This window comes from Bradyrhizobium sp. HKCCYLRH3099, from assembly GCF_051167855.1.
Lineage (GTDB): Bacteria > Pseudomonadota > Alphaproteobacteria > Rhizobiales > Xanthobacteraceae > Bradyrhizobium.
Genome location: NZ_JBNPTW010000007.1, coordinates 164,440 through 190,154 on the forward strand (window position 1 = coordinate 164,440; position 25,715 = coordinate 190,154).

Genomic DNA, 25,715 nt, shown 5'->3' on the forward strand with positions numbered 1-25,715 from the left:
CGTCCCGGCGGGACGGAGCGGTTATAGTCAATCGCGGCTGATGACGCTATGCGCGGACGCGGACATACGAGCCGGGCGCATCCTCGAGCGGTGGATAGGCCTCGCTGCCGATGCTGCGCGCGGGAACTTCTTCGGGATCGAGCTGGCCGAGCCATTCGCGCCAGTCCGGCCACCACGAGCCCTTGTGCTCCTGCGCCCCCTTCATCCAGTCCTTCAGCGAGATGTCGTGGATTTGGTCGTTGGTCCAGTACTGGTACTTGCCGGAGGAGGGCGGGTTGACGACGCCGGCGATGTGGCCGGAGCCCGACAGCACATACTTCACGGGGCCGCCGAAGAACTGCGAGCCGTAGAGAACGGAGTCCGCCGGCGCGATGTGGTCCTCGCGGGTGGCGAGATTGTAGACCGGCACCTTCACCTTGGAGAGATCGAGCAAGGTGTTGTCGAGCACCATGGTGCCCTGGGTCAGCCGGTTCTCCAGATAGCAGTTGCGCAGGTAGTAGGAGTGATTGGCCGCCGACATCCGCGTGGCGTCCGAGTTCCAGTGCAGCAGGTCGAACGCCTGCGGCGGCTGGCCCTTGAGGTAGTTGTTGACGACATAGGACCAGATCAGGTCGTTCGACCTGAGCATGTTGAAGGCCATCGCCATCTTGCTACCCTCGAGCACGCCCGAGGCCTGCATGTCGCGCTCCAGCGCCGAGATCTGCGTCTCGTCGACGAACACCAGGAGGTCACCGGCATGGGTAAAGTCGACCTGGGCGGCAAGGAACGTCGCCGAGGTCACGCGCTGGCGGCGCTTGTCGGCGAGCCAGGCCAAGGTCGTGGCCAGCATGGTGCCGCCGACGCAATAGCCCATCGTGTGGACCTTCATCTCACCCGTCACCTTCTCGATGACGTCCATCGCGGTGAGCGGACCTTCCTTCATGTAGTCTTCCCAGGTCTTGGTCCCCAACGACTTGTCGGGATTGACCCAGGAGATCACGAACACGGTGAGCCCCTGATCGACGCACCATTTGATGAAGGATTTTTCCGGGCGCAGGTCGAGGATGTAGAACTTGTTGATCCAGGGCGGCACGATCAGCAGCGGAGTGCGCAGCACGTTCTCCGTCGCCGGCGCGTACTGGATCAGCTGCATCATTTCGTTCTGGAAGATCACCTTGCCCGGCGTCGTCGCCATGTTGACGCCGACCTCGAGATTGGCCGGGTCGGACTGGCGGATCTTCAGCGTGCCCTTGCCGGCCTCGATGTCCTCGGCGAGCATCTGCATGCCGCGCACGAGATTGTCGCCGCTCGAAGCAACGGTCTGCCGCATCACTTCGGGATTGGTCAGGACGAAATTCGACGGCGCCAACGCATTGGTGATCTGGTTGACGTAGAACTCGGCCTTCTTGCGCGTGCGCGGATCGAGCCCCTCGGCATTGTGGACGAGGTCCTGCGCCCACTGCGTCGTCAGCAGGTAGGCCTGCATGACGAAATCGTAGAACTGGTTCGACTTCCACTCGGGATCGGCAAAACGCTTGTCGCGCGGCGACGGCGAGATCGCCGGCGGCGCTTCCTCGCCCGCGAGACGTCGCGCGGCCGAGCCCCAGAGGTCGAGATAGCCCTTCGCCATCTTGGTCTGGATTTCGCTGGCGCGATCCTTGTCCGACAGCCAGTAGTCGGCGACAGCCGTGAACGACTTGACGACCTCCGTCAGCTCCGTCGGCGGCCGGTCCTGAACCTCGCCGGTCTCGCGCGGCTTCAGGTAGGCGGACAACGCCTTTCCGCTGCTTTCCATGGCTTTCGCGATGTTCATCGCGAAGGCTTCCGCATCGAATGTCTTTTCTGAATTGGTCTTGTTCTGAACGTCGGTCATGGCCTGATTACACTATCGCGTCGAATTCGTTTCGTCACCGCGCGAGATCAACAATGCGGGAGTTTGCAGTTAATTCGATTTCTGCGTGTTGCGTTGCGGAAAGCTTCTTGCTTTCGTCACCTTTCCGTCGCATCTGGGCAAAAATCCTGTTCAGTCGCCAAGGTTTCGAGTGACAAGCGGTTGTGCTGCGGCAAAATGTGCCGGGTTGCGTGGGTGGCGTCGTGGGACGCCGAAGGGGAGCTGGGCGGGATGCCGGTGGGGCGGGGCTGGACAGCGGCGAGGCGTGCCGTGGCGGGAGTGGCGTTGATGTGCGCCGCGCTCGCGCTCGCCTCGTGCTCCAGCCAGATCGCGGATATGCCCTCGCTCGACGCCGAGGCGGTTGCCCGGCCGCGGGAGCCCGGGGACTATCTGCCGGTGAACGACGTGCCGCGCGATCGGGACGGGGCGACGATCTCGCCAGAGGAGCGGGCCAGGATCCAGAAGGAGCTGCTGGCTGCCCGCGACCGGCAGGCCTCGGCGGCCACGAGCGCCAAGCCGAAATGACCAAACGATGGGCAATCGGCCGGTCCTGACGGCGCAATTGTCTGGCGCGGCGCGGCGACCATGATAAAACACCGGAATCAACAGCGTCGCGTGTCGTCGCCAGCCCAGCTGTAAGCCCGCGCTAAACTTCTGATCTAGCGCTGGTTTATTTGCGCGGTCCGCGGCGACGCAGCACCAGCCTTGCTGGCTGACCCGCCCCCGGTTGCTGGAGCCGAGAGACCCATGGAAGATTTCTACCGCATCCGCCGTCTGCCGCCTTACGTGTTCGAGCAGGTCAACCGGGCCAAGGCGGCCGCGCGGAACGCCGGGGCCGACATCATCGACCTCGGCATGGGCAATCCGGACCTGCCGGCGCCGGCGCATGTGCTGGAAAAGCTCAAGGAGACCCTGGGCAAGCCGCGCACCGACCGCTACTCGGCGTCGCGCGGCATCGTTGGGCTGCGCCGCGCGCAGGCGGCCTATTACGATCGCCGCTTCGGCGTGAAGCTGAACCCCGACACCCAGATCGTGGCCACGCTCGGCTCCAAGGAAGGCTTTGCCAACGTGGCGCAGGCGATCACCGCGCCGGGCGACGTGATCCTGTGTCCGAACCCGAGCTATCCGATCCACGCCTTCGGCTTCCTGATGGCCGGCGGCGTGATCCGCTCGGTGCCGGCCGAGCCGACGCCGCAGTTTTTCGAGGCGGCCGAGCGCGCGATCATTCACTCGATTCCGAAGCCGCTGGCGCTGATCGTCTGCTATCCCAGCAATCCGACCGCCTATGTCGCGAGCCTCGACTTCTATCGCGACCTCGTCGCATTCGCGAAAAAGCACGAGATCCTGATTCTGTCGGACCTCGCTTACGCCGAGGTCTATTTCGACGACAACAACCCGCCGCCGTCGGTCCTGCAGGTGCCGGGCGCGATGGATGTCGCGGTCGAGTTCACCTCGATGTCGAAGACCTATTCGATGGCCGGCTGGCGCATGGGCTTTGCCGTCGGCAATGAGCGCATCATCGCCGCTTTGGCGCGCGTGAAGTCGTACCTCGACTACGGCGCGTTCACGCCGGTTCAGGTCGCGGCGACGGCCGCATTGAACGGTCCCGACGACTGCATTCGCGAGATGCGCGACGTCTACCGCAAGCGGAGGGATACGCTGGTCGAGTCGTTCGGCCGCGCCGGCTGGGAGATCCCGCCGCCCGAGGCCTCGATGTTCGCCTGGGTGCCTTTGCCGGAGAAGTTCAAGAGCCTCGGGAGCATGCAGTTCGCGACCCTGATGGTCGAGAAATCCGGCGTCGCGGTGTCTCCGGGCGTCGGTTTCGGCGAGCACGGCGAGGGCTATGTCCGTATTGCCATGGTCGAGAACGAGCAGCGCATCCGGCAGGCCGCTCGCGGCGTTCGCCGCTTCCTTGAAAGCGGCATCGAAACGTTGCACAACGTGGTTCCTCTCGCCAACCGGCGCTGAGTCCCCCGTTTTTCTTGCTGCAGGTTCTTTGATTCCATGGTCGCACCCCTCAGAGTGGGCATCGCGGGCCTCGGCACCGTGGGTGCCGAAGTCGTTCGTCTGATCGAGCAGCAGGGGCGCGTGCTCACCGAGCGGACGGGACGTCCCGTGAAGGTCGTGGCCGTGACGGCGCGGTCGAAGAAGAAGCGCGCCATCGATCTCGCGGGTATCAAGTGGGCGAAGGATCCGCTGGCACTGGCCGCCGATCCCGAAGTCGACTGCTTCGTCGAGCTGATGGGCGGTTCCGGTGATCCCGCGCTGTCGGCTATCGACACCGCGCTGAAGGCCGGCAAGTCGGTGGTCACCGCCAACAAGGCGCTGATTGCCAAGCACGGCCTCAAGCTCGCCAAGGCCGCTGAGAAGTCTGGCGGCGCGCTGAATTTCGAGGCCGCCGTCGGCGCCGCCATTCCGGTCATCAAGACCTTGCGCGAGGGCCTCGCCGGCACCGGCATCAGCCGCGTCTATGGCATCCTCAACGGCACCTGCAACTACATCCTGACCCGCATGGAGCAGGAGGGCCTGTCGTTCGACGAGTGCCTGAAGGACGCGCAGCGGCTCGGCTATGCCGAAGCCGATCCGTCGTTCGACATCCATGGCCATGACACCGCGCAGAAGCTCGCGATCCTGGCGAGCCTCGCCTTCGGCACCCAGGTGGCCGAGAAATCCATCTATGTCGAAGGCATCTCCTCGATCGCTCCCGAGGATCTCAAGGCCGCCGACGAGCTGGGCTACCGCGTCAAGCTGCTGGGGGTCGCGGTGCGCACCGCCAAGGGCATCGAGCAGCGGGTGCATCCGACCATGGTGCCGAAATCCTCCTCGATCGCCCAGGTCATGGGTGTGACCAACGCGGTCACCATCGACGGCGAAGGCATTCCGCCGATCACCCTCGTCGGGCCGGGAGCAGGGGGCGCGGCCACCGCGTCCGCGGTCGTGGCCGATATCGCCGACGTCGCCCGCGGCATCCGCGCCGCGCCGTTCGGACGCCCGGTGGACAAGCTGCAGGCGACCGAGAAGGCGCCGATGGAGCGGCACGAGGGCGGCTACTACATCCGCCTGATGGCGCGGGACCACGCCGGCACCGCCGCGACGATCGCGACCCGGCTGGCCGAGCAGAAGATCTCGATCGAGTCGATCGTGCAGCGCCATCCTCCTGGTAGCGAGCCACTCAAGACGGGCGCCAAGGGCGGTCCCGTGCCGGTGATCCTGATCACCTACGCGACGCATGAGGACGCCGTGCACAAGGCGCTCCAGGCGGTGCAGCGCGACAAGGTCATCAGCGGCAAGCCGCAGGTGATCCGGATCGAGAAAAATTAGCCTGGGATGCACAGGGAACCGGTTGTCCCTGCTCAAACAAACGCGTGGCGTTTGGGTTAGGTTCATGCTCAAACCGGTGGAATCGAGAGGCGAGGAGCGGCCATTCAGGCCATCCCGCTGAACCGTGAGCCGCCTGCGATGGCGACCTCCGGCTGGTAGAATTTGATGGCGCTGAGCCGCCTTGACGTCTTGAGGAGTTGACCGATGTCGACGCAGATTTCCGTCCCGCAACAATTGCTGCTCGAGCGCATCCTGACCCTGGAGCTGGTGCGCGTGACCGAGCGGGCGGCGGTGTCGGCGGCGCGGCTGCGGGGCCACGGCCAGGAGAAGCCGGCCGACCAGGCGGCGGTCGACGCGATGCGCCGCGAGCTCAACAAGCTGCCGATCGAGGGCACGGTCGTGATCGGCGAGGGCGAGCGCGACGAGGCGCCGATGTTGTATATCGGCGAGAAGGTCGGCCTGAACGCCGGCCCGAAGGTCGACATCGCGGTCGACCCGCTCGAGGGCACGACCCTCTGCGCCAAGAACATGCCCGGCGCGATCGCGACCATGGCGATGGCCGATGGCGGCACCCTGCTGCATGCTCCCGACGTCTACATGCAGAAGATCGCGGTCGGGCCCGGCTACGCCAAGGGCGTGGTCGACATCGATGCCAGCCCGGCCGACAACGTCCGCCGCCTCGCCAAGGCCAAGGGCGTCGAGCCCGGCGCGATCACGGTGCTGGTGCTGGACCGTCCGCGCCACGCCGACATCATCCAGGGCGTGCGCTCGACCGGCGCCGCCGTCCGCCTGATCACCGACGGCGACGTCGCCGGCGTGATCCATTGCGCCGACCCCGACAACACCGGCGTGGACATGTATCTCGGCACTGGCGGCGCCCCCGAGGGCGTGCTGGCGGCGGTCGCCCTGCGCTGCATCGGCGGCCAGATGCAGTGCCGCCTGATTCTCGACACCGAGGAGAAGCGCGAGCGCGCCCACAAGATGGGCGTCGGCGACCCCAAGATGATCTACGGCATCGAGGACATGGCCCGCGGCGACTGCCTGTTCGCGGCCACCGGCGTCACCACGGGCTCGCTGCTCTCGGGCGTCAAGTTCCGCAAGGACGGCGTGATCGAGACGGAGACCGTCGTCATGCGCTCGGTCACCGGCACCGTGCGCTACATCCGCGCCGAGCACCGGCAGCTCGAGAAGTTCCACCTCGACTAATCCTGGCCCGTCATACCGGGGCACGCGACGCGTGAACCCGGAATCCCGAGCTCGCAAGTCGCGATTCCGGGTCTGCGTGCTTCGCACGCGTCCCGGAATGACAAAGTCGGAGAGTGGTTCAGCATGTCCGATCTGTCCATGGTCAAGGCGCTGGTGTTCGACGTGTTCGGCACCGTCGTCGACTGGCGCACCAGCCTGATCAACGACTTCACGGCGTGGTCGGCCAAGCGCGGCATCCAGGGCGACTGGACCGCGCTGGTCGATGGCTGGCGCGGGCTCTATGCCGGCTCGATGGACGAGGTCCGCAGGCATCCCGAGCGCGGCTATCTCATCCTCGACGTTCTGCACCGGCGCTCGCTCGAGACGCTCGTCGCCAAGCTCGGCATCGCCGGCCTGACCGAGGCCGATCTCGACTATCTGACGCGCGGCTGGCACCGGCTGCATCCGTGGGCCGACAGCGTCGCCGGGCTGACCCGGCTGAAGTCCAGATACATCATCTCGCCGCTCTCCAACGGCAATGTCGCGCTGCTCACCAACATGGCGAAGTTCGCAGGGCTCCCGTGGGACCTGATCCTCTCCGCCGAGCTGTTCGAGCACTACAAGCCCGATCCCGAGACCTATCTCGGCGCAGCTCGTCTGCTCGGCCTTGCGCCCGGCGAGGTGATGATGGTCGCCGCGCACAACAATGATCTCGAAGCCGCCCAGCGCTACGGTCTGAAGACCGCCTTCGTCGCGCGTCCCACCGAATACGGTCCGCTGCAGAACCGCGACTTCGAGGCCACCGGCGCCTGGGACATCGTGGCCGCCGACTTCAACGGCATCGCCGACCGGCTCGGCTGCTGATCCTCCGTTCTCACGCGCCCGACATGATCACGCCGTACCAGCCGAGGCCCTTGTAGGTCTCGTAGCCTGGCGTGGCGTGGAAGGCGACCATGCGCCCGGATGCATCCTGGTAGAAGCCGCTGCGCTTGCCGTCGAGCTTCAGCGAGACGCGCTCGCTGAGGATGCCCTGGCCGTCGGAGGACGCGATGACACGATGGCTGGAATCCACCAGCAGCGCGCGGGCCTTGTCGCTCTCGCTGACGCGCACGCCCTGGACGATCGCGCGCGCCTGCGCCTCCCAATCGAAATGGACGGCAAGCACGCCAAGCGGCCTGCCATGGGCCTGGCCGTTCTCGCGCACCGACGCGCAATAGGTCGCGACCTGGGCGTTGCCGAGCAGCGGCTGGCACTCGACGTCGCCGGCGACGTAGTCGTCGCCGGAGCGCAGGCCGCGCGCCTCGCGAAACCATTTCGTGTCGGCCACGCTCTGGCCGACCACATTGTAGCGGTCGGCGCGGCCGTTCGCGATCACCTTGCCGCTAGGGTCGCACAGCCAGAGATCGAGATAGACCGTGTAGGCGGAGAGGATCACCGCAAGACGTTCGGAGACATGGGCGACGCGGTCTGCATCCGGCGCAGCGGCGCAGTCGACCACCGCGGAATCGGTCGCCCACCAGCGCACGTCGCAGGTCCGTTCATAGAGATTGCGGTCGATCAGTTCGATCGCGTTCAGCGCCAGGTCGACCATGCGTTCGCCGCGGGCGCGCTCCGTCATGCGCTCGATCGAGCTTTTGAGATTGCCGGTGCGGGTGGTGAGCTGGCCTTCGAGCTCGCGCGCGATGGTCTCGACCTGCTGGCCGACCGCGCGCACCTCCTGCGCCACGACCGCAAAGCCGGCGCCTTGGGCGCCGACGCGCGAGCTCTCGATCAGGGCGTTGAGGGCCAGCATCTTCATCTGATTGGTGATCTGCTGGATCGACTTGGTCTTCTCGCAGGCGATCTGGTTGACCTCCCCGGTGAGCCGCGCAATCAGCGCGGCGACGTCGGTTTCGTCCTGGGGAGCCGCCGGAGAGGGAGCGATCGAGGGCGAGTTCTTCAGCTCAGTCGCGGAAAGCATTGAAACAACTCCATATCATCGCTGTCTCGGTCGATGCGGAGACTGCGAGCAATCAGTCGGTATCATTTGATTGAAATGTCCGAGAGTTCGCCTAACGGGCGTTTAATGCACGTTCCCGAACACAGCTGTAATTTTAGGCAAGCCGCATTATATCTCATCAGTTGTCCCTCTCAGGTTGTGATTTCCCCGATGTTGCATCGCGATTCCAGTGGGTTCCCGTCTCGGAGCCTGTCGCGCGCAGCGCGTTGCTGTAGATTCGTGGCGCTCAATTTCGAATCGCCCATGCGATACGCGAGGCCCGTAGCCTGATGGCACCGTCCGCCCTTGCCTTGCCCCTGAGCGCCCCGCCGGCGTTCCTCGGCGTGCGGCTGTCGCTCACCAAAAAGCTGTGGCGCGACCGGCTGGACGCGCGCGGCGCGGCGCGGGCGCTCGCGATCGTGCAGCGCTATCAGTTGCCGGAGATGCTGGCGCGGGTGCTGGCCGGGCGCGACGTCGAGCTCGATGCGGTCAACGACTTCCTCGATCCCACCATCCGCAAGCTGATGCCGGATCCGTTCACGGTGACGCAGATGGAGGCCGCGGCCAAGCGCCTCGCCGATGCCGCCGTGAACGGCGAAAAAGTCGCGATCTTCGGCGACTACGATGTCGACGGCGCGACCTCGGCGGCGCTGCTCGCCTGGCACCTGCGGCATTGCGGGCTCGACCCGCTGATCCACATTCCCGACCGCATCTTCGAAGGCTACGGGCCGAACAGCGAGGCCATCCGTGGCCTCGCCAGCAAGGGCGCGACCTTGCTCGTGACCGTCGACTGCGGCACCACCAGCCTGGAGCCGCTGGCCGAGGCGCGGCGGCTCGGCATGTCCGTGGTCGTGATCGACCATCACCAATGCGGCGAGGAACTGCCGGAGGTCGATGCGCTGGTCAATCCGAACCGGCCGGACGATCTCTCCGGTCTCGGCCATCTCGCCGCGGTCGGGCTCACTCTGGTGACGCTGGTCGCGGTCAATCGCGAGTTGCGCGGCCGCGGCTTCTTCAGCAGCACGCGGCCGGAGCCGGATCTGCTCGGCATGCTGCATCACGTCGCGCTCGGCACCGTCGCCGATGTCGCGCCGCTGGTCGGCCTCAACCGCGCCTTCGTCGCCAAGGGCCTGATCGCGATGCGCCGCCGCGATCATGTCGGCCACACCGCGCTGATGGATGTGGCCCGGCTCAACGGCCCGCCCGAGGCTTGGCATCTCGGCTTCATGCTGGGGCCGCGGATCAATGCCGGCGGGCGCATCGGCCGCGCCGATCTCGGGGTGCGGCTGCTGCTGGAAACCGACGTGTCGGAAGCCGCGCGGATCGCCGCCGAGCTCGACCGGCTCAACACCGAGCGCCGTGTCATCGAGCAGCATGCGGAGGCGCAGGCCGAGGCCGAGGCGCTGGCCTCGCTCGGCCTGGAGGACAAGGGCGCGGTCATCGTCACGGCGTCCGAGGGCTGGCATCCCGGCGTGGTCGGGCTGGTCGCGTCGCGGCTGAAGGAAAAGTTCGCGCGCCCCGCGTTCGCGATCGCGCTGGAGCCGGGCGGCATCGGCACCGGCTCGGGCCGTTCCATTCCCGGCGTCGATCTCGGCAAGGCCGTGCGCCTCGCGGTGGAGCAGGGCCTCCTGATGAAGGGCGGCGGGCATGCGATGGCGGCCGGCGTCACCCTGCGCAAGGAGCGGCTGGCGGAGTTTCGCGCCTATCTCGAAAACGCGCTCGCCGCCGATGTCGCCGAGGCGCGGCACGTCAACGAGATCCTGATCGACGGCGCGATCAGCGCGCGCGCGGCAACGCCCGAGCTGGTCCACACGCTCAATCGCGCAGGGCCCTTCGGCAGCGGCAATCCCGAGCCGATCGTGGCGCTGCCGTCGCATCAGCTGGTCTATGCCGACGAGGTCGGGCAGGCGCATCTCAAGCTGCGCTTCAAGTCCGGCGACGGCGCCACCGTGAACGCGATCGCGTTTCGCTCGGTCGGCCAGAAGCTCGGCAATGCCCTGGTGCAGCATCGCGGCCAGGTGCTTCATGTCGCGGGCACGCTGACCGTCGACCGCTATCAGGGCGTCGAGCGCGTGCAGCTGCGCGTGCTCGATGTCGCCGTACCGGATCATGGTCCGGCGATGATCAGGTAGCAGTCCCAACACCGCTGTCGTCCCGGCCTCCGAGCCGGGACCCATACGCCGCGGCGGATGTTGTGAGAGCGAGATGCCCATTGCCCTTCTGCCTCACACTGCTCCCTGTGGGTATGGGTCCCGGCTCGGAGGCCGGGACGACGGCGGAGGGTGTGGCGCGTGTCGTGCCTCGCACGACCAAACGCAAGCGTGACCGTTCGATCTCGCCGCGCATTCGCGCCCGAGTGATGCTCGATCGAAGCCCTCAACGAAAAAAGAGGGCGCAGGGAATGCCGGGTGAAGGCCTCACCCATGGCCCGCCTGCAAACAAAAAGCAGGCGGCAGTCACCACAGGCAAAGCCGTTTCAACCGGCATTCCCTGCGCGATGGGTTTAACGCTTATACGCGATCTCCCCGGTGTCCGGCTTGATAGCCACCGTCGCCTCCGGGCTCATCATGACCAAGAGACTTGGCGCCAGCTTCGGGGCGCCAGGACCACGCGATTTCACGTCCGCCAACTGCCGTTCGTCCGCGCACATCGAGTACGCTGCGACACATCAGCGGCCACCGCATCCCATCCTCCACGGTCGTGACGATCGCGAAGCGCCCCTCTCACGAGGACAGGACGCGAGCAGTATTTCCGAATTTCGGAATAAAAGCAAGAGGAGATTTTATCGCGAGCAGACGCCTTCGATCATCCGCCTGATTGCGCGGGCGGATTCCGCGAAGTTGCGCTATGCCGAGATGTGGGGAACGATGCGGCAGGGGGAGTCATGCATGGCCGTCGCGCTCAATATCCGGTCAGATGATGCTTCTTCGGCAAAGATCGAAGAGCTCTGGGATCGGGTCGCTGCGTTCGAGGACGCGCCATCCATGCGCGGGCTCCGTTATCGGCCGCATTTCACTCTTGCGGTCTACGAAACGCCTGACATCGATACCGCGGTTGCTTGGCAAGTCATGCGCGAGGTCGTCAGAGGTGGCGGACCGCTCAAGATCGAGTTCAGCGGGCTCGCGTGGTTCGCGCATCCTCGCTTCGTGTTGTGGGCTGTCCCTGAATCGGTCGAGGACCTCCAGCAGTGGCATGCGGCAATCTCGGCTGCAATCGACCCGGCCTGCTGTCGAGAGCATTATCGACCCGGCGCCTGGACGCCTCACTGCACGCTGGGCACGCGGATCGTGGATGCTCGACGTGCGGACGCGATGGCATTTGCGCGCGCGTTCGACCAGCCTTTCTCGGTCGTGTTTGACGTCGCCGATTGTGTGACGTTTCCGCCGGTACAGATCGTGGCGGAGCACAGGCTCGTCTGATGCTGGTCTCTTTGGTACGATCAGAAATCAGTAGATACACTCACCGCCAGATCGGCTTCGGCAGCTGCTCGGGATTGAACTTCGGGGCCGGACGCGGCGCCGGCGGAGGCGCATTGTCCGGTGAGGAGTACAGCAGGAACGCCTCGAAGGGGATGTCGGGCGCTTCTGCGGCTCGGCCGGAGCAGGTCAAGGGCGTCGTGCGGCAGGAGCCTTCGAGGCAGAGGGTCAGTTCGTCCGGGCCGAACAACGACGGTTGTCCCGGGGCGTGCCGTTTCGTCCTGATGATGGCCGTGAACCGATCGCCGCAAGCTTCGTAGCTGCCGCTATAGCTCAGCACGCCGTCGCCGCCGCAGACCTTGCCCGCGGCCAGTTGCACGATGCCGGTCCCCTGGCCCCTCGGGGTCTTGAACCAGGCGGAGTAGGTACCTTCTTTCATCATGGGACGAGCACCCGGTCGAACGGTCGCCTCATCGTTGTGCATCGCAAATTAAAGGAAGGTGAAAACGGCCGCGCCAAACCCGTGGGAACCCGGGATTTATTCGTATACAAATGGTGAGCGGCGGGTAGCTGAGCCGCAGCTGGCGGGATGTTCTGCCATTTCTCGCATCTCGCCGTGATGTTTGTCAGGCTAAGCCTCTCGGGGCCGGGTATAAGGCAACCAGCTCAGAGTCAGAAGGACACGCAATGCCCTCCGAATCCCGTTCGCCGCGTCTTGCGGTGCTCATCGACGCCGACAATGCCTCGGCCAAGATCGTCGACGGGCTGTTCGAGGAGATCGCCAAGATCGGCGAGGCGAGCGTGCGCCGGATCTATGGCGACTTCTCCAGCCCGCGCTCGCGGCCGTGGGCGGATACGCTCGCCAAATACGCCATCGTGCCGCAGCAGCAGTTCGCCTACACCACCGGCAAGAACGCCTCCGACATCACGCTGGTGATCGACGCGATGGACCTGCTGCACAGCGGCCGCTTCGACGGCTTTTGCCTGGTGTCGTCGGACAGCGACTTCACCCGGCTTGCCGCGCGCATCCGCGAGCAGGGCATCGACGTGTTCGGCTTCGGCGAGCAGAAGACGCCAGAGAGTTTTCGCCAGGCCTGCCGGCGGTTCATCTACACGGAGAATCTGCGCGGCGGCGCAGCGAGCAGCAAGGATGCGGCGCCTGCCGCGAAATCATTGATGCCGATCAGCGCCGCGACGGAGATCATCGAGAAGGTGATCAGCCAGATCGAAAGCGAGGACGGCTGGGTCGAACTCGGCGTGGTCGGCACCCAGCTCGCCAACCTCGTCTCGGATTTCGATCCGCGCACCTATGGCTGCCGGAAGCTCAGCGATCTCGTGCGCAAGAGTGGAGCGTTCGAGATCGGCGAGCAGGCCAAGGGCGGCTCGATGCGCATCCGCGTGAAGACGGCGGATGGATCTCAGCCGAAGGCGAAAGCGTCGAGGACGTCCCGCGAGACAGCCAAATCGTGATCATGCCGGTGCCGGACCGCGCTCGGCACCGACCATTTCCTTCGTCATGGCGAGCCAAGCGAAGGCGCGGCGGATCACCGCGCCCCCGCAGAGCTGAACGGCAGCACGGTCGCTGTGCTGGTCGGCTTCAGACCTTGCCGATCGTTGCGATCAGGCCGACGACACCGCCGCGCGGCCCGCTGACGGTCGAAATCATGCGGTAGCCGTCGGTCGTCCTATCGACGCGCGTTTGCCGGTCATTGTACATGTCGCGGAAGAGTGTGGCGATGTTGACTGGGCCGCCAGAGAGTTTGCGCATGTTGGTGCCGTTGTCGTTGACATAGGGCACCGCGAATTGATGCGCGATGCGCACGTCGGCGGTCGTCGTTGAAGTGAAGATCATCACGCCCTCGGAGCCCCGCAGGCCGAAGTTCCTGTCAGCGAAGTAGAGGCCGCCAAATACCACGTTGTCGGGATCGTCGGGGCCGAGGTAGTAGCGGCTACGGATCTGGACGAGCGGGGAGTCGAGATCTCCGGTGGCACGATCAGCCATGAAATTCACCATTTGGCCGTGCTCCATGTAGAGGTCGCCGCCACTCCGATTCCAGTCCTTGACGACGAACGCGTCGTCGGTGTCGTTGTAGATCACGCCCAGAATCTTCTTGGGGTTCTCGAGGAAGAGATAAAGGAGGATGGCGGCCAGCACGATGATGATGACCGCGACCGCGGTCTTCAAACCGAGCGTGGTGATGCCGGTGCGGCAGGCTTGGAGAAGCGTCTGTCCACCGCGCCAAGCCGTCCATGTCAGCTTCGCCCACGCCGTGCCGACGGTGAAAAGACTGCTGCCGACGGTCTCGATGGCGAGCTGGCCGACGGTCTTCGCATTCGACATCGACTCCAGACGCTTGCTGAGCGTGAAGACATAGTCGGAAACGCTCGATCCCTGATATCCACGAATGATATTATAATTGTGCTGCGTCACGCTGACGTTGGGTTCGAGCTCGATGTCGTCGCCAGCCAGGGCCCGCCGGATCAGATCCTCGTTTTCACCTGGGGCCGATGCGAGACCTGCGTCCGCCTGATACGCATCGATGTCCGAGAGAGCGGCTTCCAGCATCCGGCTCCGAAGGCGCCGCAGCCGGTCGGGTTCGCTGAGCGCCTCGTTGGAAACGATGGCCCGCAAATCAGTATTCCAGCGTGCGTCGAGGCGATCGATGATCTCCAGAGCGACCTGTCGCGACGTCATATTCCCGTGGTTGATGAGCTGCATCTGATCTCTCCCTGCCATTTTCCGGTAAGACCAGACCGCAGGGTATTCAATCTCAAGAAAATGTACAGATACAAATGCACCCTTAGATTGTAACTTTCTAGCGAGTGGGTTGAGCGCACTCGTGGGAGGCGTGAGGCCGTCCGCATATCTCGCGCACATTCACACCGGCGCGCCGGCGATCGCCGGCGTGAGACCGAAGCTCCAAATAGTGCAATGAAGGCGCTGATGCTGCCGTAGCCGAGATCGAACGCCGCCGTTGTCACGGGGACGTCCTGGGCCAGCATCTCCAGCGCCCTTGGCCCGGCCTACGAACCTTGAACCATCACCCGCCTTGCCGCAGCTTCGCGAGCACCTTCAAGCCACCATAGCCATCGGCCGGCGTGATGCCCGCCTTGGCCTGGAAGTCGCGGATCGCCTTCATGGTGTCGTTGCCGACGCGGCCGTCGGTCCCGCCGGTGTCGAAGCCGGCGGCCGTCAGGCGCTTCTGCATCTCCTGGACTTCGGCCAAGGTCAGCGCGCGCTCGGAGCCGGGGAAGGGTTGCAGGAACGGCGGGTTGCCCAGGATGCGGTCGCCGAGATGGCAGATCGCGAGCGCGTAGCTCATCGCGGGATTGTAGGACTTCACCGAATAGAAGTTAGGACCCAACAGGAAAGCGGGGCCGCCTTCGACGGGGATCCAGAGCTGCGCCGACGCATTCGGCTGCGGGAAGGGCTGACCGTCGGCGCGGGTGACGCCGGCCGCCTGCCAGGCCGCGTAGGTCCTGCTGCCCGACATGTTGCCGGGCGCGCGCACCTCGTAGCCCCAATGCTCGCCGCGATGATACTTGCCGCGGTTGACGAGGTAGCGCGCGGTCGAGCCGAGCGCGTCGTCGGGCCGGCCGAACGGATTGATCTTGCCGTCGTTGTCATAGTCGAAGCCGACATTGAGCCAGACCTCGGGCATCCATTGGGTGTGGCCCATCGCGCCGGCCCAGGAGCCGCGCATCTCCTCCGGCGTGCTCCAGCCACGGTCGACGATTCTAAGCGCGTTGGTGAGCTCGGTCTCCCAATAGGCCTTGCGGCGCGGCTCGTTCCAGGCGAGCGCGGCGAGCGCCGGAAACACCGGGCGCATGTGGTTCTGCTGCACGAGGGGATCGCCGTAGGCTGACTCCACGCCCCACAGCGCGAGCAGCGTGCCGCGCTCGACGCCGAAATCCTTTTCGATGCGCGAAAACAGCGCCTCGTTCTTCGATAGCGCCGCCTTGCCGTTGATGACGCGCCAGTCGGAGACGCGGCGGTTGATGTACTGCCAGAGCTGCTCCTTGAACTCCGGCTGATTGCGCATCTCCTTGAACACGGTCATGTCGGGCTCGAGCCGGGACATCACGCGCGTCCAGGTCGCCTGCGAGATGCCCTTGGAAAGCGCGCGGCTGCGGAAGCCGTCGCGCCAGGCCTCGAACTCGGCCGGGGCGGCCGTGGCCGGCAGCGAGGGAACGAGCAGCGCTGCGGCGCCGAGGCCGGAGCGGAGCAGGGCGCGGCGGGTGGTGGAATCGGGCTGGGTCATGGTGGCCAGTGTAGCCGGTCGTGGCCGTCAGCGGCAGAGCCCAGGGCGTCGCGGGAACTCGGCTAGGCCTGGTGCAGATCGGCCGCGACATGCGCCAGCCAGCGGCGGATGGCGGCGAGGTCGCGCTGGCTCAGTCCGCGGACGAGCCGGCGCTCCAGCACCGCGGCCTGGCGCCGCGCCCTGGCCAGCAAAGCAAGGCCGTGGCGGGTCAGCGTCCACTGCAGCACCCGGCCATGCACCGGATGCGGCGACCGCGCAATGGCGCCATCGCGCTCGAGATTGCCGATGATCACGTTCACGGTCTGCGGCGTCAGCAGCGCGACGCGCGCGCAGTCGGCGCCGGAGAGTCCCGGATAGGCCTTGAGCATCGTCAGCACGATGAACTGCGGATGGGTGAGGCCGGTCGAGGCGAGCGCGCGTTCGAGCGACAGCCTGGCCGCCGCCTGCGCCTGGCGCAGGAGATAAGCGAGATGTCCGTCCTCGCCGCGCTTGCCCTCGCCGGGCGCCGGCGGACGCACGGGCTGGCCGGCGGGCGCCCGTCCTTGCCGCCGCGCGCGCGAAGGTAATGATGTCGCTGTCTTGCGCATGATCTCAGAGCTCTGATAAGTTGTCAGATATCTGATAACACGAGAGACGAACCATGTCACATGCGCGCAGCGAGTATGCCGATTTCACGCGTCAGGCGCCGGAGCTCTACCAGGCGATCCTCGCGGTGAGCCAGCAGGCGGCCAAGGCCGGCCTCGACAAGCAGCTGCTCGAGCTGGTCAAGATCCGGGCCTCGCAGATCAACGGCTGCGCGTTCTGCGTGCAGCACCACATCCTGGTGGCCGAGAAGCTCGGCGTCTCCGCCGACAAGATCAATCTCGTCGTGGCCTGGCGCGAGGCGCCGCAATTCTCGGATCGCGAGCGCGCGGCGCTGGCCTTCACCGAGGCGCTGACGCAACTGGTCGGCGGTGTGAGCGACGCGGTCTGCGATGAGGCCCGCGCGGTCTTCTCCGAGACGGAGCTGGTGTTCCTCACGTCGGCGATCGGCGTGATCAACCTCTGGAACCGGTTTGGCGTGGCGTTCCGCTGGACTCCCGCCGAGCGGCCGGCTGCGCGTTGAAGGAACCTGAAGCAGGCGTTCCGGGTTGTTCATTCAACATGCTTGCGGAGGAGGTTCCGATGACCGAGCAGGGCGAACAGCTCAAGCCGAAGGATTTTCCGCTTGAAGCGGAAAAGGACCGCGTCTGCCGCCGCGACGGCAAGCCGATCGCGCAGACGGATACCGATTCGATGGCGCATGAGATCGCGGAGCGGCTCAATGCCGACGAGGATCGCCGCGAAGAGGAAAAATGGTCGGCGTAGTCCCGTCGCAGCCGAGGCTTCAGTGTGGATTGTGTCCCGCGGCAGCATCGGCCTGCGGCCCCGACGGCGGCAGGCTGCCGGTGGTGGCCGGTGGCGCGAGACGCGAGGCGATGGCTGGCGCTGACGGCGCCGGCTGAGGTCCAACCTCCCGGCCGCGCCCGCCGATCAGCCGTTCATAGGCCGCGATGAGGGTGACGTAGGGATTGACCCAGATCCAGCCGTCGCGCGTGAACAGCTGGATGTCGAAATGCAGATGGCGCGTGGTGCCGTTGGGCCGGTCGAGATAGTTCGACACCACCCCCATCGGCTCGCCCTCGCGAAGGCTGCGGCCGTTCAGCAGGCCGTCCTTGTCCAGCGCCGCGGGGTTCATGTGCATGTAGCGGAAGCGGATGTGCTCGGTGCCGCTGTTCACCTGTAACGTCACCGCCTGCTGCTTCAACGACCGGATCACGACGCTGTCGCGCACGGCCAGCACGCGCTGCTGCCACGGATCGCAATTCGCAACACCGTCGCGTCGTGTGGGGCAGGTGCCCGGCCGGAGATCCTGGCCCTGGTGACCGAAGCCGCTGGCGCATTGGCCGACATTGAAGTCGCGCGCTTCGCAGAAGCTGTCGCGCCAGGGATACCGGCTCCACGGCTGATCGAGCTTGTCGCTCGTGCGCTGCCGGCCGAACGACTGCGAGTGGACGAAGGCCGGCGCGTCGAGCGGGAACAGGATCTGCGAATAGGTCGTGAGATCGGCGCGTCCGCCTTGGCCGCGCGCGCCTGATCGCGCGACGATGTCTCCGGGCGGACGGTAGGTGAAGTCGGCATCGTCGAGCGGCGGCCGCCCGGCGGCGAGCGGCGTGATGGCTGGTGCCCGGCGCGAGGGTTGCCCGCCTGTCACGCGCAGCGCCCGCAGGAAGCGCTCGGCCACGGGATAGGCCTCGCGGCAGGCCAGCCGGCGCGGCCGCGGCGCGCTGTCGAGGCATTGGATCGAGACGACATAGGGGATGCCGAAGCGCGTGAAGGCGTAGCGGACATAGCCCTCGCGGATGAAGCGGCGCAGATCGGGATATTGGGCCCGGAGCGCCTTCACGCTCTCGCCTTTGCCGCCGGCCGGATCGGCGATGTCGTAGGTCAGGGCGGAGCCGGTGATCTGCACCTCGATCGGCCTGGCGAAGATGCGCGACGGCAGACCGGCGGTGACCTCGACCGGCAGCGAGAACACGGCGTCGTAGCCGGAGGGGCCGGCGTCGAACAGGTCGGTGTGGAAATCGGACTGGTAGAAGGACAGCGCGTGCGGATCGACCGTGGCCCTGGCCCGGGCGCCGAGATAGGCGGAGGTGTCGAACGGCAGCAAAACGGGGACCGGACTGCGTCCGATCCCCGTGAAGATGGTCGAGGTCAGGCCGTTGAGCTGGACCAAAGCGGGACGCCGGCGCGGATCATCCGCAGTGAGATCATGCCTGCGTGCCGCGAGGGCGACATTCGCTGCGATCTCCGGCGCCTCGCCAAGCTCGGCGCGGAGCTGTTCGAGCGCCGCGCGCCAGTCGGCGCGATGCAGCGTGACGGCCGGGGTGGCGAACGTGTCGGCCGCGCGCCCGGCAGGCGCTGCAGCCAGCGTGATGACCGCCGCCAGGATGGCGACGATGTTGGTGACCCTTGCCCCCAATCCCCGCGCCCCCCGGCGTCAGATCATCCCAAACGCCAGGTCAGTCCTTGGCGCGCTCGCAGTATGAGCCGTCCTCGGTCATGACGACAATCCGGGTGCCGACGGTGATGTGCGCGGGCACGCCGGTGCGGACACCGTTGGACAGCACGGCCGGCTTGTAGGACGACGACGCGGTCTGGCCCTTGGTGACCGGCTCGGTCTCGACGACTTCGAGCGTCACACGCTGCGGCAGGGCGATCGCCACCGGCACCACGTCGTGCATCGACAACTTGACGGTCATGTTCTCCTGGAGATAGGCCGCCTGGGTGCCGACCACGTCCTTCGGCACCTGGACCTGGTCATAGGTCTCCGGGTTCATGAAATGGAAGCCGTCGGCGTCTTCGTACAAATAGGTGAAGTTGCGCTCTTCGATCGTCGCCTTCTCGACCTGGTCGGTGGTCTTGAAGCGCTCGGAGATCTTCACGCCGTCGCTGATTCGGCGCATTTCGATCTGGCTGACCGGGGTACCCTTGCCAGGATGGATATTCTCGGCGGTCACGACGACGTAGAGCTTGCCGTCTTGCTCAATGACGTTACCCTTGCGAATAGAGCTGGCGATGACTTTCAAAGCTGTTTTTCCTGAGTCTGGGGCCCGGCAACGGGCGGAGCCGGGCTGCGCGTGGGCGCCGGATGCGGTTTCGGGGCGCAACATACTGATTTTGTCCGAGCTTGCCAGCCTTTTGGCCAGTCTTTTGGCGATCGCCTGATGTCGTCAGAGCCATCCCCGTCACCCTGGTGGTCGCCTCAGCGGCACGCCGATGTCAGGCCGTTCCTGCAGGCGCGAGCTGCCGTGACGCGCGCCCTGCGGGCCTGGTTCGAGGAGCAGGGGTTTACCGAGGTCGAAACCGGCATTCTGCAGGTCTCCCCGGGCAACGAGACCCATCTGCACGCCCCGGCGACCGAGTTGATGGCGTCGGATGGAACCCGACATCGACGGTATCTCAGAACCTCTCCTGAATTCGCCTGCAAGAAGCTGCTGGCTGCCGGGGAGCGACGGATCTTCGAATTCGCCCGCGTCTTCCGCGACCGCGAGCGCGGCGACCTGCATCTGCCGGAATTTACCATGCTGGAGTGGTATCGGGCCGAGGCGTCGTACGACGCCATCATGGCCGATACGGTGGTCGTGATCGCCCATGCTGCCCAGGCCACCGGCATCAGGCAATTTGCCTTCCGTGGCCGGAGCGCCGATCCATTCGCCGAGCCGGAGCTGCTGACTGTGGCGAATGCGTTCGAACGGCATGCCGGCATCGACCTGCTGGCGACAATCCGGGACGGCGTCGGCGACCGCGACGCGCTCTGCGTGGCGGCGCAGGGCAAGATCCGCATCAGCGACGACGACACCTGGTCGGACCTGTTCAGCAAGCTCCTGGTCGAGCATGTCGAGCCGCAGCTCGGCAACGGCCGGGTGACGGTGCTGTATGAATATCCGACGCCGGAGGCGGCGCTGGCGCGGGTGGCGGCGGATGCCCGTGTCGCCGAGCGGTTCGAGGTCTATGCCTGCGGCGTCGAGCTCGCCAACGGCTTTGGGGAACTCACCGATGCCGCCGAGCAGCGCCGGCGGTTCGAGGCAGAGATGAACGAGAAGCAGCGGCGTTACGGAGAGCGCTATCCGCTCGACGAGGATTTTCTCGCCGCCGTCGCCGCCATGCCGCAGGCGAGCGGCGTCGCGCTCGGCTTCGACCGGCTGGTGATGCTGGCGGCGGGCGCGGCCAGGATCGACCAGGTGGTGTGGACGCCGCCGGCAGGTGAGCAGCGATGAACAGGATCGAACGGCCCACGACATTGCGCAGCGCCGACGACCTCGTCGCGCAGGGGCTCGTCGATGCCGCCGACAAGCCGGCGCTCGACCGCGTCGCCGAGCGCTATGCGGTGGCGGTGACGACGCATCTCGCCGATCTCATCGACAGCGACGATCCCAATGATCCGATCGCGCGGCAATTCGTGCCCTCCGCGGACGAGCTGATCGCCGCGCCTGGCGAGCGCGATGATCCGATCGGCGACGATGCGCATGCGCCGGTGCCGGGCATCGTCCACCGCTATCCCGATCGCGTGCTGCTCAAGCTCGTTCATGTCTGCGCGGTCTATTGCCGCTTCTGCTTCCGCCGCGAGATGGTCGGGCCGGGCAAGGACAATGCGCTGTCGGAGCCCGCCTATCGCGGCGCGCTCGACTACATCCGCGCGCACGATGAGATCTGGGAGGTGATCCTCACCGGCGGCGATCCCCTGATGCTGTCGCCGCGGCGGCTGAAGGAGATCATGACCGATCTCGCGGCCATCGATCATGTGAAGATCATCCGCATCCACACGCGGCTGCCGGTCGCCGATCCCGCGCGCATCACCTCGGCCTTGGTCGATGCGCTGACCGTGCAGGGGGCGGCGACCTGGGTCGCGCTGCACGCCAATCATCCGCGCGAGCTGGCCCCGGACGTTCGGCTGGCCTGCGCGCGGCTGGTTGACGCAGGAATTCCGCTGGTCAGCCAGTCCGTGCTGCTGCGCGGCGTCAATGACGATGCGGCGACGCTGGAGGCGCTGATGCGGGCGTTCGTCGAGACCCGTATCAAGCCGTATTATCTGCACCATGGCGATCTCGCGCCGGGCACCGCGCATCTGCGCACCACGCTGGCCGAGGGCCAGGCGCTGATCCGCGCGCTGCGCGGCCGCGTCTCCGGCCTGTGCCAGCCGGACTACGTGCTCGATATCCCCGGTGGCCACGGCAAGGCGCCGGTGGGGCCGCAATACCTCACTGCCGAGGATTCTGTTGAGCTGCATCATGCCGCAGCTGCGCAAACACGCTATCGTGTGATTGACTATTGCGGCGAGGCGCATCTCTATCCGCCCGCTGAGGAATGAGTGTCCGGCCGATTCCGCTGACACGGAGGAGCAACATGAAGAAACTTGCGATCGCGATGGGGCTCCTGATCCTGGTCGCCGATGGCGCGGCGCTGGCGCAGAGCACCGGCGCGGGCAGCGATCCGTCGACGCAGATGCAGAGGAAGCGCCGCCAGCCGCGGCCGAGCGACCTGCCGAAGACCGAGCAGGTCGAAGAGAATTCCATGGGCAATGTGAGCAAGGAAGACCGCGAGCTCGACCGCAAGATCAAGAGCATCTGCCGCGGCTGCTGAGCCCATCGGCGACGCGCCAGAGGCGCGCCGCCGCGTTGAGACTTACGCCGAGCGCTCGCGCAGCGAGTCGCGACGCTTCTCGCGACGCGCGGTGACGGCATCGGCGAGCTGCTCCAAAACCTCCACCGTCGTGTCCCAGCCGATGCAGCCGTCGGTGATGCTCTGGCCGTAGGTCAGCGGCACGCCGGGCTTCACGTCCTGGCGCCCGGCGACGAGATGGCTCTCGATCATCACGCCCATGATGCGCTGCTCGCCATTGGCGAGCTGGCCCGCGATGTCGGCGGCGACCAGCGGCTGGTTCTCCGGCTTCTTGCTCGAATTGGCATGGCTGGTGTCGATCATCAGCCGCGCCGGCAGGCCGGCCTTGACCAGCTCGGCGGAGGCCTGCTCGACATGGGCTGCGTCGTAGTTCGGGCCGGCGCCGCCGCGCAGGATGATGTGGCAGTCCTCATTGCCGGTCGTTGCCGCGATGCCGGAGCGGCCGCCCTTGGTGACCGCCATGAAATGATGCGGATGCGCGGCCGACTTCACCGCGTCGGCGGCGATGCGGATGTTGCCGTCGGTGCCGTTCTTGAAGCCGACCGGGCAGGACAGTCCGGACGCCAGCTCGCGATGGATCTGGCTCTCGGTGGTGCGCGCGCCGATCGCTGCCCAGGCGACGAGGTCGGCGATGTATTGCGGCGTGGTCATGTCGAGGAATTCGCATCCCGCGGGCAAGCCGAGATTGTTGACGGCCGACAGCACGTTGCGCGCCAGCCGCAGGCCCTTGTTGATGTCGAAGGAGTTGTCGAGGTCGGGATCGTTGATCAGGCCCTTCCAGCCGACGGTGGTGCGCGGCTTCTCGAAATACACCCGCATCACGACCTCCAGCCGGTCGCTCAGGCGCTCGCGCAGGGCGGCGAGGCGGCTCGCGTAGTCCAGCGCGGCCTTGGGATCATGGATGGAGCAAGGGCCGACGATGACCAGCAGGCGGTCGTCCGTGCCGGTCAGAATGGCGTGGATGGCGTTGCGGGCGGCCATCACGACGCGGGTGGCGGTGAGGGTGCGGGGAATCTCGCCCATCACCTCCACGGGCAGGCTCAATTCCTTGATTTCCTTGATACGAAGATCGTCTGTGGTGCTCAGCACGGCGGGCTCCTTCAGTCTTTCGATGGGCACCTGCCGGCATAAAAAAAGCCGCCAGGTCTGGCGGCTTGTTCGGATATCTTGCTGCAATGTGTCAGATTGAGCGCGATCCTCCCGCCGCCAGCGAGCTGTCGTAGGTAAAGTACCAATAATAGCTGGTGGCGGCGTTGATCATGGTCGTCCTATAGCGGCCGCACGGCCGCTTGTCATCCCAAAAAATGGAAGCGCCGGACTCAGCTGTTGCGGGCGGCCAGCGCCATGCCGATCATCGACAGGCCGCCGAACAACAGGTTGATGCCGACAAGGAGGCCGATCGCCCAGGTCGCGGTGCCCGGCAGGCCGGAAATGATGATCCCGGCGATGGCGATGTCGACGACGCCGGAGATCGCGAGCCACGACCATCGCCCGGACAATTCGCGCCGGTGCTCCAGCGCATACATGATGGTCGCCACGCCTTCGGCCAGGAAATAGACGCCGATCACGATCGTCAGTGTCACTGTGCCCTGGACTGGCTGGGCCACCAGGATCAGGCCCGCGACGATCGCGAGGGCGGCCGACAGCAGCGACCACCAGAAGCCCGGCATGCCGCGCGCCCAGAAGGTGATCGCAAGGCCGGCGATGCCCGAGATCAGAAACATCCAGCCGAGGAAGATCGTCACCGCGAGGCTTGCGATCGGCGTGAGGATCATGGCCAGGAGCCCGAGCACGGCCAGCAGGATGCCTTCGATCAGGAACGCCTTCCAATGCGCGCGCACGGCCGCGCTCATCTGCGACCTCATGCGCTCGAGGTCGGGGGGAATCATATCCTGGGGAAGGGTCATGCTCGTCACTCCGGCAAGCTCAGCGCAGGTAACGCCGCCTGCCCACCCCACATGGGATGGAACGGCGGTGGGAACAAGCGCGTGAGGCGCGTTTCGTTGCCAATTCGAACGCGGACAGCGCGGTCTACGCCGTCGTCCGCATCCGATTGCGGCCGAAGATATAGATCGTGGTCGTGACAACCAGGAGGGCGACCCCGAGCAGGATGGCCGTCAGCCCCAGCGGAACCAGGACGCCGGCAACGTTGCGGTCGGGGTTGAGCAGCCAATGCCGCACCGAGGTCAGCACGAAGCCGAGGCCGACAAAGCCGGCGGCGCCGCCCAGCAGCAGCATCGCCCACATCCGGCGCAACTGGCTGAGCTTGGCCTTGGCAACCTCGGTCCGCGGCGTGTGATGGTGGGCCACCCGGCGCACCAGCCGCACCGCGAGCCCGATCGAGGAGAAGCCGATCAGCACGCTGACCGCGCCGAGCATCAGCCGGGACGTCGGATCAAGGCTGGAGGCGCGCTGCAGCAGCAGCAGCGGATAGTCGAACGCCGCATGCAGCATCACCGGAGCGGCCAGCACCAGCGCCCAGCTCGACATCCGCGCCCAGTCGCGATTGTGGCGGTTGGCGCCGAGCGCGGTCGAGGTGCGGGCGATCGCGAGATAGGCGCCGGCGATGATGCCGAGCGCGCCATGGAATGGCACGGTGAGCACGCTGCGCAGGATCGCGAGGGACCGCCACATCTCGGCGTGCTGGACCAGATAAGCGAGGTTCTCATAGGCGGCAAAGCCGAGACCGACGGCTGCGCCATAGAACACGGTGTCCATGGCATTGCCCACCTGCCGCCGACGGGACCACAGCGCCGCGATGACCGCCACCTTGGCGATCTCTTCCGGCAGGGCCACGCTGAACAAGGCGCGGATCGCCTGCGCGATCCAGGGGTTCTCGATCGACAGCCCGACGTGCTGAAACGGAATCCTGATGATGCCGAGCAGCAGCACGCTGGCGGCGCCGAGCAGGAAGGCCGTCCAGATCTTCAGCGGCGGACCGGAATTGTCGCCTGCGGCAACGACGAGCCACAGGATCAGCAGCGCCGGCGCAATCGCCGCCGTGCCGACCACGGTCGCGAGCGCTTCGAGCAGGTTCATTTGCGACGGCAGGTAGGCCATGGTCTCCCTTCATCCAGAGCCGCTTGCGGAACCGGCTGTTCAGCTCCCGCTCTGGACATCAGCGCCATGAGCGGCCCGTGGCGGCGGGGCAAGACCACCATGTCGGCAGAAACGGCCGATCATCAAGACATCAATGGTGTTATGTAGCGCCCCGCGCGCTGTCGGTTCGCACCCCCTGGCCTTAACGCGACCGGGAGCCCCTGGATGCAGGGCTTTCACTGTCTCGCGCCGGGGTGTCGCGCCGCGGTTCCACAGGCATCCCCGCATCGGTTCGGGATGTCGGCGCCGCCTGCGCCGTGGTCGGCGTTTCCACGCAGCTCAGCCGCGGAACCGGATCCGCGACACGCCGGCATTCCAGGCCTTCCGCGAACGCGGCCTGGCTGACGAAGCACGCAACAAGGACAATCGAAACGCGTTTCATG

At 66.1% G+C, this 25,715-nt stretch carries 24 protein-coding genes; 13 read left to right on the plus strand and 11 right to left on the minus strand.

The genetic code is table 11. The features are described 5' to 3' along the window. Positions 1-46: 46 nt before the first annotated feature. The gene (locus ACQR1Y_RS16550) at positions 47-1,852 is read right to left on the minus strand and encodes a PHA/PHB synthase family protein (RefSeq protein WP_434875940.1); all 1,806 of its coding nucleotides are present in this window, start codon (positions 1,850-1,852) and stop codon (positions 47-49) included. Between the two features lie 306 nt (positions 1,853-2,158). Here ACQR1Y_RS16550 and ACQR1Y_RS16555 point away from each other — a divergent pair, with 306 nt between their 5' ends. The 5 genes from ACQR1Y_RS16555 (at position 2,159) to ACQR1Y_RS16575 (ending at position 7,240) form a co-directional block, all read left to right on the plus strand. Continuing rightward, entirely contained in the window at positions 2,159-2,395 is a 237-nt protein-coding gene (locus ACQR1Y_RS16555; RefSeq protein WP_434875941.1) for a hypothetical protein, read from the plus strand. A 222-nt stretch (positions 2,396-2,617) separates the two neighbouring features. Further along, complete coding sequence (locus ACQR1Y_RS16560; RefSeq protein ID WP_434860866.1) at positions 2,618-3,838, plus strand: LL-diaminopimelate aminotransferase; 1,221 nt, start codon at positions 2,618-2,620, stop codon at positions 3,836-3,838. A gap of 36 nt (positions 3,839-3,874) precedes the next feature. Beyond that, positions 3,875-5,191, plus strand: coding sequence for a homoserine dehydrogenase (locus ACQR1Y_RS16565; RefSeq protein ID WP_434875942.1), 1,317 nt, complete (start codon positions 3,875-3,877; stop codon positions 5,189-5,191). 204 nt (positions 5,192-5,395) lie between these two features. Continuing rightward, a complete protein-coding gene (gene glpX, locus ACQR1Y_RS16570; RefSeq protein WP_172109193.1) occupies positions 5,396-6,397 on the plus strand; it encodes a class II fructose-bisphosphatase in 1,002 nt (333 codons plus the stop codon). Between the two features lie 123 nt (positions 6,398-6,520). Beyond that, a complete protein-coding gene (locus tag ACQR1Y_RS16575; RefSeq protein WP_434860864.1) occupies positions 6,521-7,240 on the plus strand; it encodes a haloacid dehalogenase type II in 720 nt (239 codons plus the stop codon). A gap of 10 nt (positions 7,241-7,250) precedes the next feature. On the opposite strand, the gene ACQR1Y_RS16580 is transcribed toward ACQR1Y_RS16575, so the two are convergent. Further along, positions 7,251-8,336 carry a methyl-accepting chemotaxis protein gene (locus ACQR1Y_RS16580; protein ID WP_434875943.1) on the minus strand — a complete coding sequence of 362 codons (1,086 nt, stop codon included), beginning with the start codon at positions 8,334-8,336 and terminating at the stop codon, positions 7,251-7,253. Positions 8,337-8,644: 308 nt separating this feature from the next. On the opposite strand from ACQR1Y_RS16580, the gene recJ reads away from it, so the two are divergent. Both recJ and ACQR1Y_RS16590 read left to right on the plus strand, forming a co-directional pair. Then, positions 8,645-10,486 carry a single-stranded-DNA-specific exonuclease RecJ gene (recJ, locus tag ACQR1Y_RS16585; protein WP_434875944.1) on the plus strand — a complete coding sequence of 614 codons (1,842 nt, stop codon included), beginning with the start codon at positions 8,645-8,647 and terminating at the stop codon, positions 10,484-10,486. Between the two features lie 756 nt (positions 10,487-11,242). Further along, positions 11,243-11,773 carry a 2'-5' RNA ligase family protein gene (locus tag ACQR1Y_RS16590; RefSeq protein ID WP_434860861.1) on the plus strand — a complete coding sequence of 177 codons (531 nt, stop codon included), beginning with the start codon at positions 11,243-11,245 and terminating at the stop codon, positions 11,771-11,773. A gap of 40 nt (positions 11,774-11,813) precedes the next feature. On the opposite strand, the gene ACQR1Y_RS16595 is transcribed toward ACQR1Y_RS16590, so the two are convergent. Then, the gene (locus tag ACQR1Y_RS16595) at positions 11,814-12,212 is read right to left on the minus strand and encodes a hypothetical protein (RefSeq protein WP_434875945.1); all 399 of its coding nucleotides are present in this window, start codon (positions 12,210-12,212) and stop codon (positions 11,814-11,816) included. 245 nt (positions 12,213-12,457) lie between these two features. Here ACQR1Y_RS16595 and ACQR1Y_RS16600 point away from each other — a divergent pair, with 245 nt between their 5' ends. Continuing rightward, complete coding sequence (locus ACQR1Y_RS16600) at positions 12,458-13,240, plus strand: NYN domain-containing protein (protein WP_434860859.1); 783 nt, start codon at positions 12,458-12,460, stop codon at positions 13,238-13,240. Positions 13,241-13,367: 127 nt separating this feature from the next. On the opposite strand, the gene ACQR1Y_RS16605 is transcribed toward ACQR1Y_RS16600, so the two are convergent. The 3 genes from ACQR1Y_RS16605 to ACQR1Y_RS16615 all read right to left on the minus strand — a co-directional run bounded on the left by ACQR1Y_RS16605 (position 13,368) and on the right by ACQR1Y_RS16615 (position 16,619). Further along, a complete protein-coding gene (locus tag ACQR1Y_RS16605) occupies positions 13,368-14,489 on the minus strand; it encodes a hypothetical protein (protein ID WP_434860858.1) in 1,122 nt (373 codons plus the stop codon). A 322-nt stretch (positions 14,490-14,811) separates the two neighbouring features. Then, positions 14,812-16,032 carry a lytic murein transglycosylase gene (locus ACQR1Y_RS16610; protein ID WP_434875946.1) on the minus strand — a complete coding sequence of 407 codons (1,221 nt, stop codon included), beginning with the start codon at positions 16,030-16,032 and terminating at the stop codon, positions 14,812-14,814. Positions 16,033-16,094: 62 nt separating this feature from the next. Beyond that, on the minus strand, positions 16,095-16,619 hold the full coding sequence (locus ACQR1Y_RS16615; protein ID WP_434875947.1) for a MarR family winged helix-turn-helix transcriptional regulator: 525 nt from the start codon (positions 16,617-16,619) through the stop codon (positions 16,095-16,097). A gap of 53 nt (positions 16,620-16,672) precedes the next feature. Between ACQR1Y_RS16615 and ACQR1Y_RS16620 the strand changes: the two genes are divergently transcribed. Further along, positions 16,673-17,137 (plus strand): carboxymuconolactone decarboxylase family protein, encoded by a 465-nt coding sequence (locus tag ACQR1Y_RS16620; protein ID WP_434875948.1) that lies wholly within the window; start codon positions 16,673-16,675, stop codon positions 17,135-17,137. A gap of 59 nt (positions 17,138-17,196) precedes the next feature. Then, positions 17,197-17,379: a hypothetical protein gene (locus ACQR1Y_RS16625; RefSeq protein WP_434860854.1), complete on the plus strand. Its 183-nt coding sequence runs from the start codon at positions 17,197-17,199 to the stop codon at positions 17,377-17,379. A gap of 19 nt (positions 17,380-17,398) precedes the next feature. Here ACQR1Y_RS16625 and ACQR1Y_RS16630 read toward each other — a convergent pair whose 3' ends face one another. Further along, on the minus strand, positions 17,399-19,033 hold the full coding sequence (locus ACQR1Y_RS16630) for a M23 family peptidase (RefSeq protein WP_434875949.1): 1,635 nt from the start codon (positions 19,031-19,033) through the stop codon (positions 17,399-17,401). Between the two features lie 40 nt (positions 19,034-19,073). After that, positions 19,074-19,640, minus strand: a complete 567-nt coding sequence (gene efp / locus ACQR1Y_RS16635) for an elongation factor P (RefSeq protein WP_434875950.1) — start codon at positions 19,638-19,640, stop codon at positions 19,074-19,076. Between the two features lie 138 nt (positions 19,641-19,778). Between efp and epmA the strand changes: the two genes are divergently transcribed. Genes epmA through ACQR1Y_RS16650 form a run of 3 tightly spaced genes read left to right on the plus strand, consistent with a single transcriptional unit; the run spans position 19,779 to position 22,194 of the window. Then, on the plus strand, positions 19,779-20,831 hold the full coding sequence (gene epmA / locus ACQR1Y_RS16640) for an EF-P lysine aminoacylase EpmA (RefSeq protein ID WP_434876030.1): 1,053 nt from the start codon (positions 19,779-19,781) through the stop codon (positions 20,829-20,831). Further along, positions 20,828-21,922, plus strand: coding sequence for a lysine-2,3-aminomutase-like protein (locus ACQR1Y_RS16645; protein WP_434875951.1), 1,095 nt, complete (start codon positions 20,828-20,830; stop codon positions 21,920-21,922). Before epmA ends, ACQR1Y_RS16645 begins: the two co-directional genes overlap by 4 nt. A 35-nt stretch (positions 21,923-21,957) precedes the next feature. After that, the gene (locus ACQR1Y_RS16650) at positions 21,958-22,194 is read left to right on the plus strand and encodes a hypothetical protein (protein WP_434860850.1); all 237 of its coding nucleotides are present in this window, start codon (positions 21,958-21,960) and stop codon (positions 22,192-22,194) included. A 42-nt stretch (positions 22,195-22,236) separates the two neighbouring features. Here the strand turns inward: ACQR1Y_RS16650 and ACQR1Y_RS16655 are convergent, their stop codons facing one another. The 3 genes from ACQR1Y_RS16655 to ACQR1Y_RS16665 all read right to left on the minus strand — a co-directional run bounded on the left by ACQR1Y_RS16655 (position 22,237) and on the right by ACQR1Y_RS16665 (position 25,293). Beyond that, on the minus strand, positions 22,237-23,322 hold the full coding sequence (locus tag ACQR1Y_RS16655) for a 3-deoxy-7-phosphoheptulonate synthase (RefSeq protein WP_434860849.1): 1,086 nt from the start codon (positions 23,320-23,322) through the stop codon (positions 22,237-22,239). A 230-nt stretch (positions 23,323-23,552) separates the two neighbouring features. After that, positions 23,553-24,140, minus strand: a complete 588-nt coding sequence (locus ACQR1Y_RS16660) for an HdeD family acid-resistance protein (protein WP_434860848.1) — start codon at positions 24,138-24,140, stop codon at positions 23,553-23,555. A gap of 124 nt (positions 24,141-24,264) precedes the next feature. Continuing rightward, positions 24,265-25,293, minus strand: coding sequence for a PrsW family intramembrane metalloprotease (locus tag ACQR1Y_RS16665; protein WP_434875952.1), 1,029 nt, complete (start codon positions 25,291-25,293; stop codon positions 24,265-24,267). Positions 25,294-25,715: the final 422 nt, after the last annotated feature.

What these genes read in the sequence shown, in the direction of transcription:
- ACQR1Y_RS16550 (WP_434875940.1), bottom strand. Translation starts at nt 1,852, where the DNA reads ATGACCGACGTTCAGAACAAGACCAATTCAGAAAAGACATTCGATGCG.
- ACQR1Y_RS16555 (WP_434875941.1), top strand. Translation starts at nt 2,159, where the DNA reads ATGTGCGCCGCGCTCGCGCTCGCCTCGTGCTCCAGCCAGATCGCGGAT.
- ACQR1Y_RS16560 (WP_434860866.1), top strand. Translation starts at nt 2,618, where the DNA reads ATGGAAGATTTCTACCGCATCCGCCGTCTGCCGCCTTACGTGTTCGAG.
- ACQR1Y_RS16565 (WP_434875942.1), top strand. Translation starts at nt 3,875, where the DNA reads ATGGTCGCACCCCTCAGAGTGGGCATCGCGGGCCTCGGCACCGTGGGT.
- glpX (WP_172109193.1), top strand. Translation starts at nt 5,396, where the DNA reads ATGTCGACGCAGATTTCCGTCCCGCAACAATTGCTGCTCGAGCGCATC.
- ACQR1Y_RS16575 (WP_434860864.1), top strand. Translation starts at nt 6,521, where the DNA reads ATGTCCGATCTGTCCATGGTCAAGGCGCTGGTGTTCGACGTGTTCGGC.
- ACQR1Y_RS16580 (WP_434875943.1), bottom strand. Translation starts at nt 8,336, where the DNA reads ATGCTTTCCGCGACTGAGCTGAAGAACTCGCCCTCGATCGCTCCCTCT.
- recJ (WP_434875944.1), top strand. Translation starts at nt 8,645, where the DNA reads ATGGCACCGTCCGCCCTTGCCTTGCCCCTGAGCGCCCCGCCGGCGTTC.
- ACQR1Y_RS16590 (WP_434860861.1), top strand. Translation starts at nt 11,243, where the DNA reads ATGGCCGTCGCGCTCAATATCCGGTCAGATGATGCTTCTTCGGCAAAG.
- ACQR1Y_RS16595 (WP_434875945.1), bottom strand. Translation starts at nt 12,212, where the DNA reads ATGATGAAAGAAGGTACCTACTCCGCCTGGTTCAAGACCCCGAGGGGC.
- ACQR1Y_RS16600 (WP_434860859.1), top strand. Translation starts at nt 12,458, where the DNA reads ATGCCCTCCGAATCCCGTTCGCCGCGTCTTGCGGTGCTCATCGACGCC.
- ACQR1Y_RS16605 (WP_434860858.1), bottom strand. Translation starts at nt 14,489, where the DNA reads ATGCAGCTCATCAACCACGGGAATATGACGTCGCGACAGGTCGCTCTG.
- ACQR1Y_RS16610 (WP_434875946.1), bottom strand. Translation starts at nt 16,032, where the DNA reads ATGACCCAGCCCGATTCCACCACCCGCCGCGCCCTGCTCCGCTCCGGC.
- ACQR1Y_RS16615 (WP_434875947.1), bottom strand. Translation starts at nt 16,619, where the DNA reads ATGCGCAAGACAGCGACATCATTACCTTCGCGCGCGCGGCGGCAAGGA.
- ACQR1Y_RS16620 (WP_434875948.1), top strand. Translation starts at nt 16,673, where the DNA reads ATGTCACATGCGCGCAGCGAGTATGCCGATTTCACGCGTCAGGCGCCG.
- ACQR1Y_RS16625 (WP_434860854.1), top strand. Translation starts at nt 17,197, where the DNA reads ATGACCGAGCAGGGCGAACAGCTCAAGCCGAAGGATTTTCCGCTTGAA.
- epmA (WP_434876030.1), top strand. Translation starts at nt 19,779, where the DNA reads ATGTCGTCAGAGCCATCCCCGTCACCCTGGTGGTCGCCTCAGCGGCAC.
- ACQR1Y_RS16645 (WP_434875951.1), top strand. Translation starts at nt 20,828, where the DNA reads ATGAACAGGATCGAACGGCCCACGACATTGCGCAGCGCCGACGACCTC.
- ACQR1Y_RS16650 (WP_434860850.1), top strand. Translation starts at nt 21,958, where the DNA reads ATGAAGAAACTTGCGATCGCGATGGGGCTCCTGATCCTGGTCGCCGAT.
- ACQR1Y_RS16660 (WP_434860848.1), bottom strand. Translation starts at nt 24,140, where the DNA reads ATGACCCTTCCCCAGGATATGATTCCCCCCGACCTCGAGCGCATGAGG.
- ACQR1Y_RS16665 (WP_434875952.1), bottom strand. Translation starts at nt 25,293, where the DNA reads ATGGCCTACCTGCCGTCGCAAATGAACCTGCTCGAAGCGCTCGCGACC.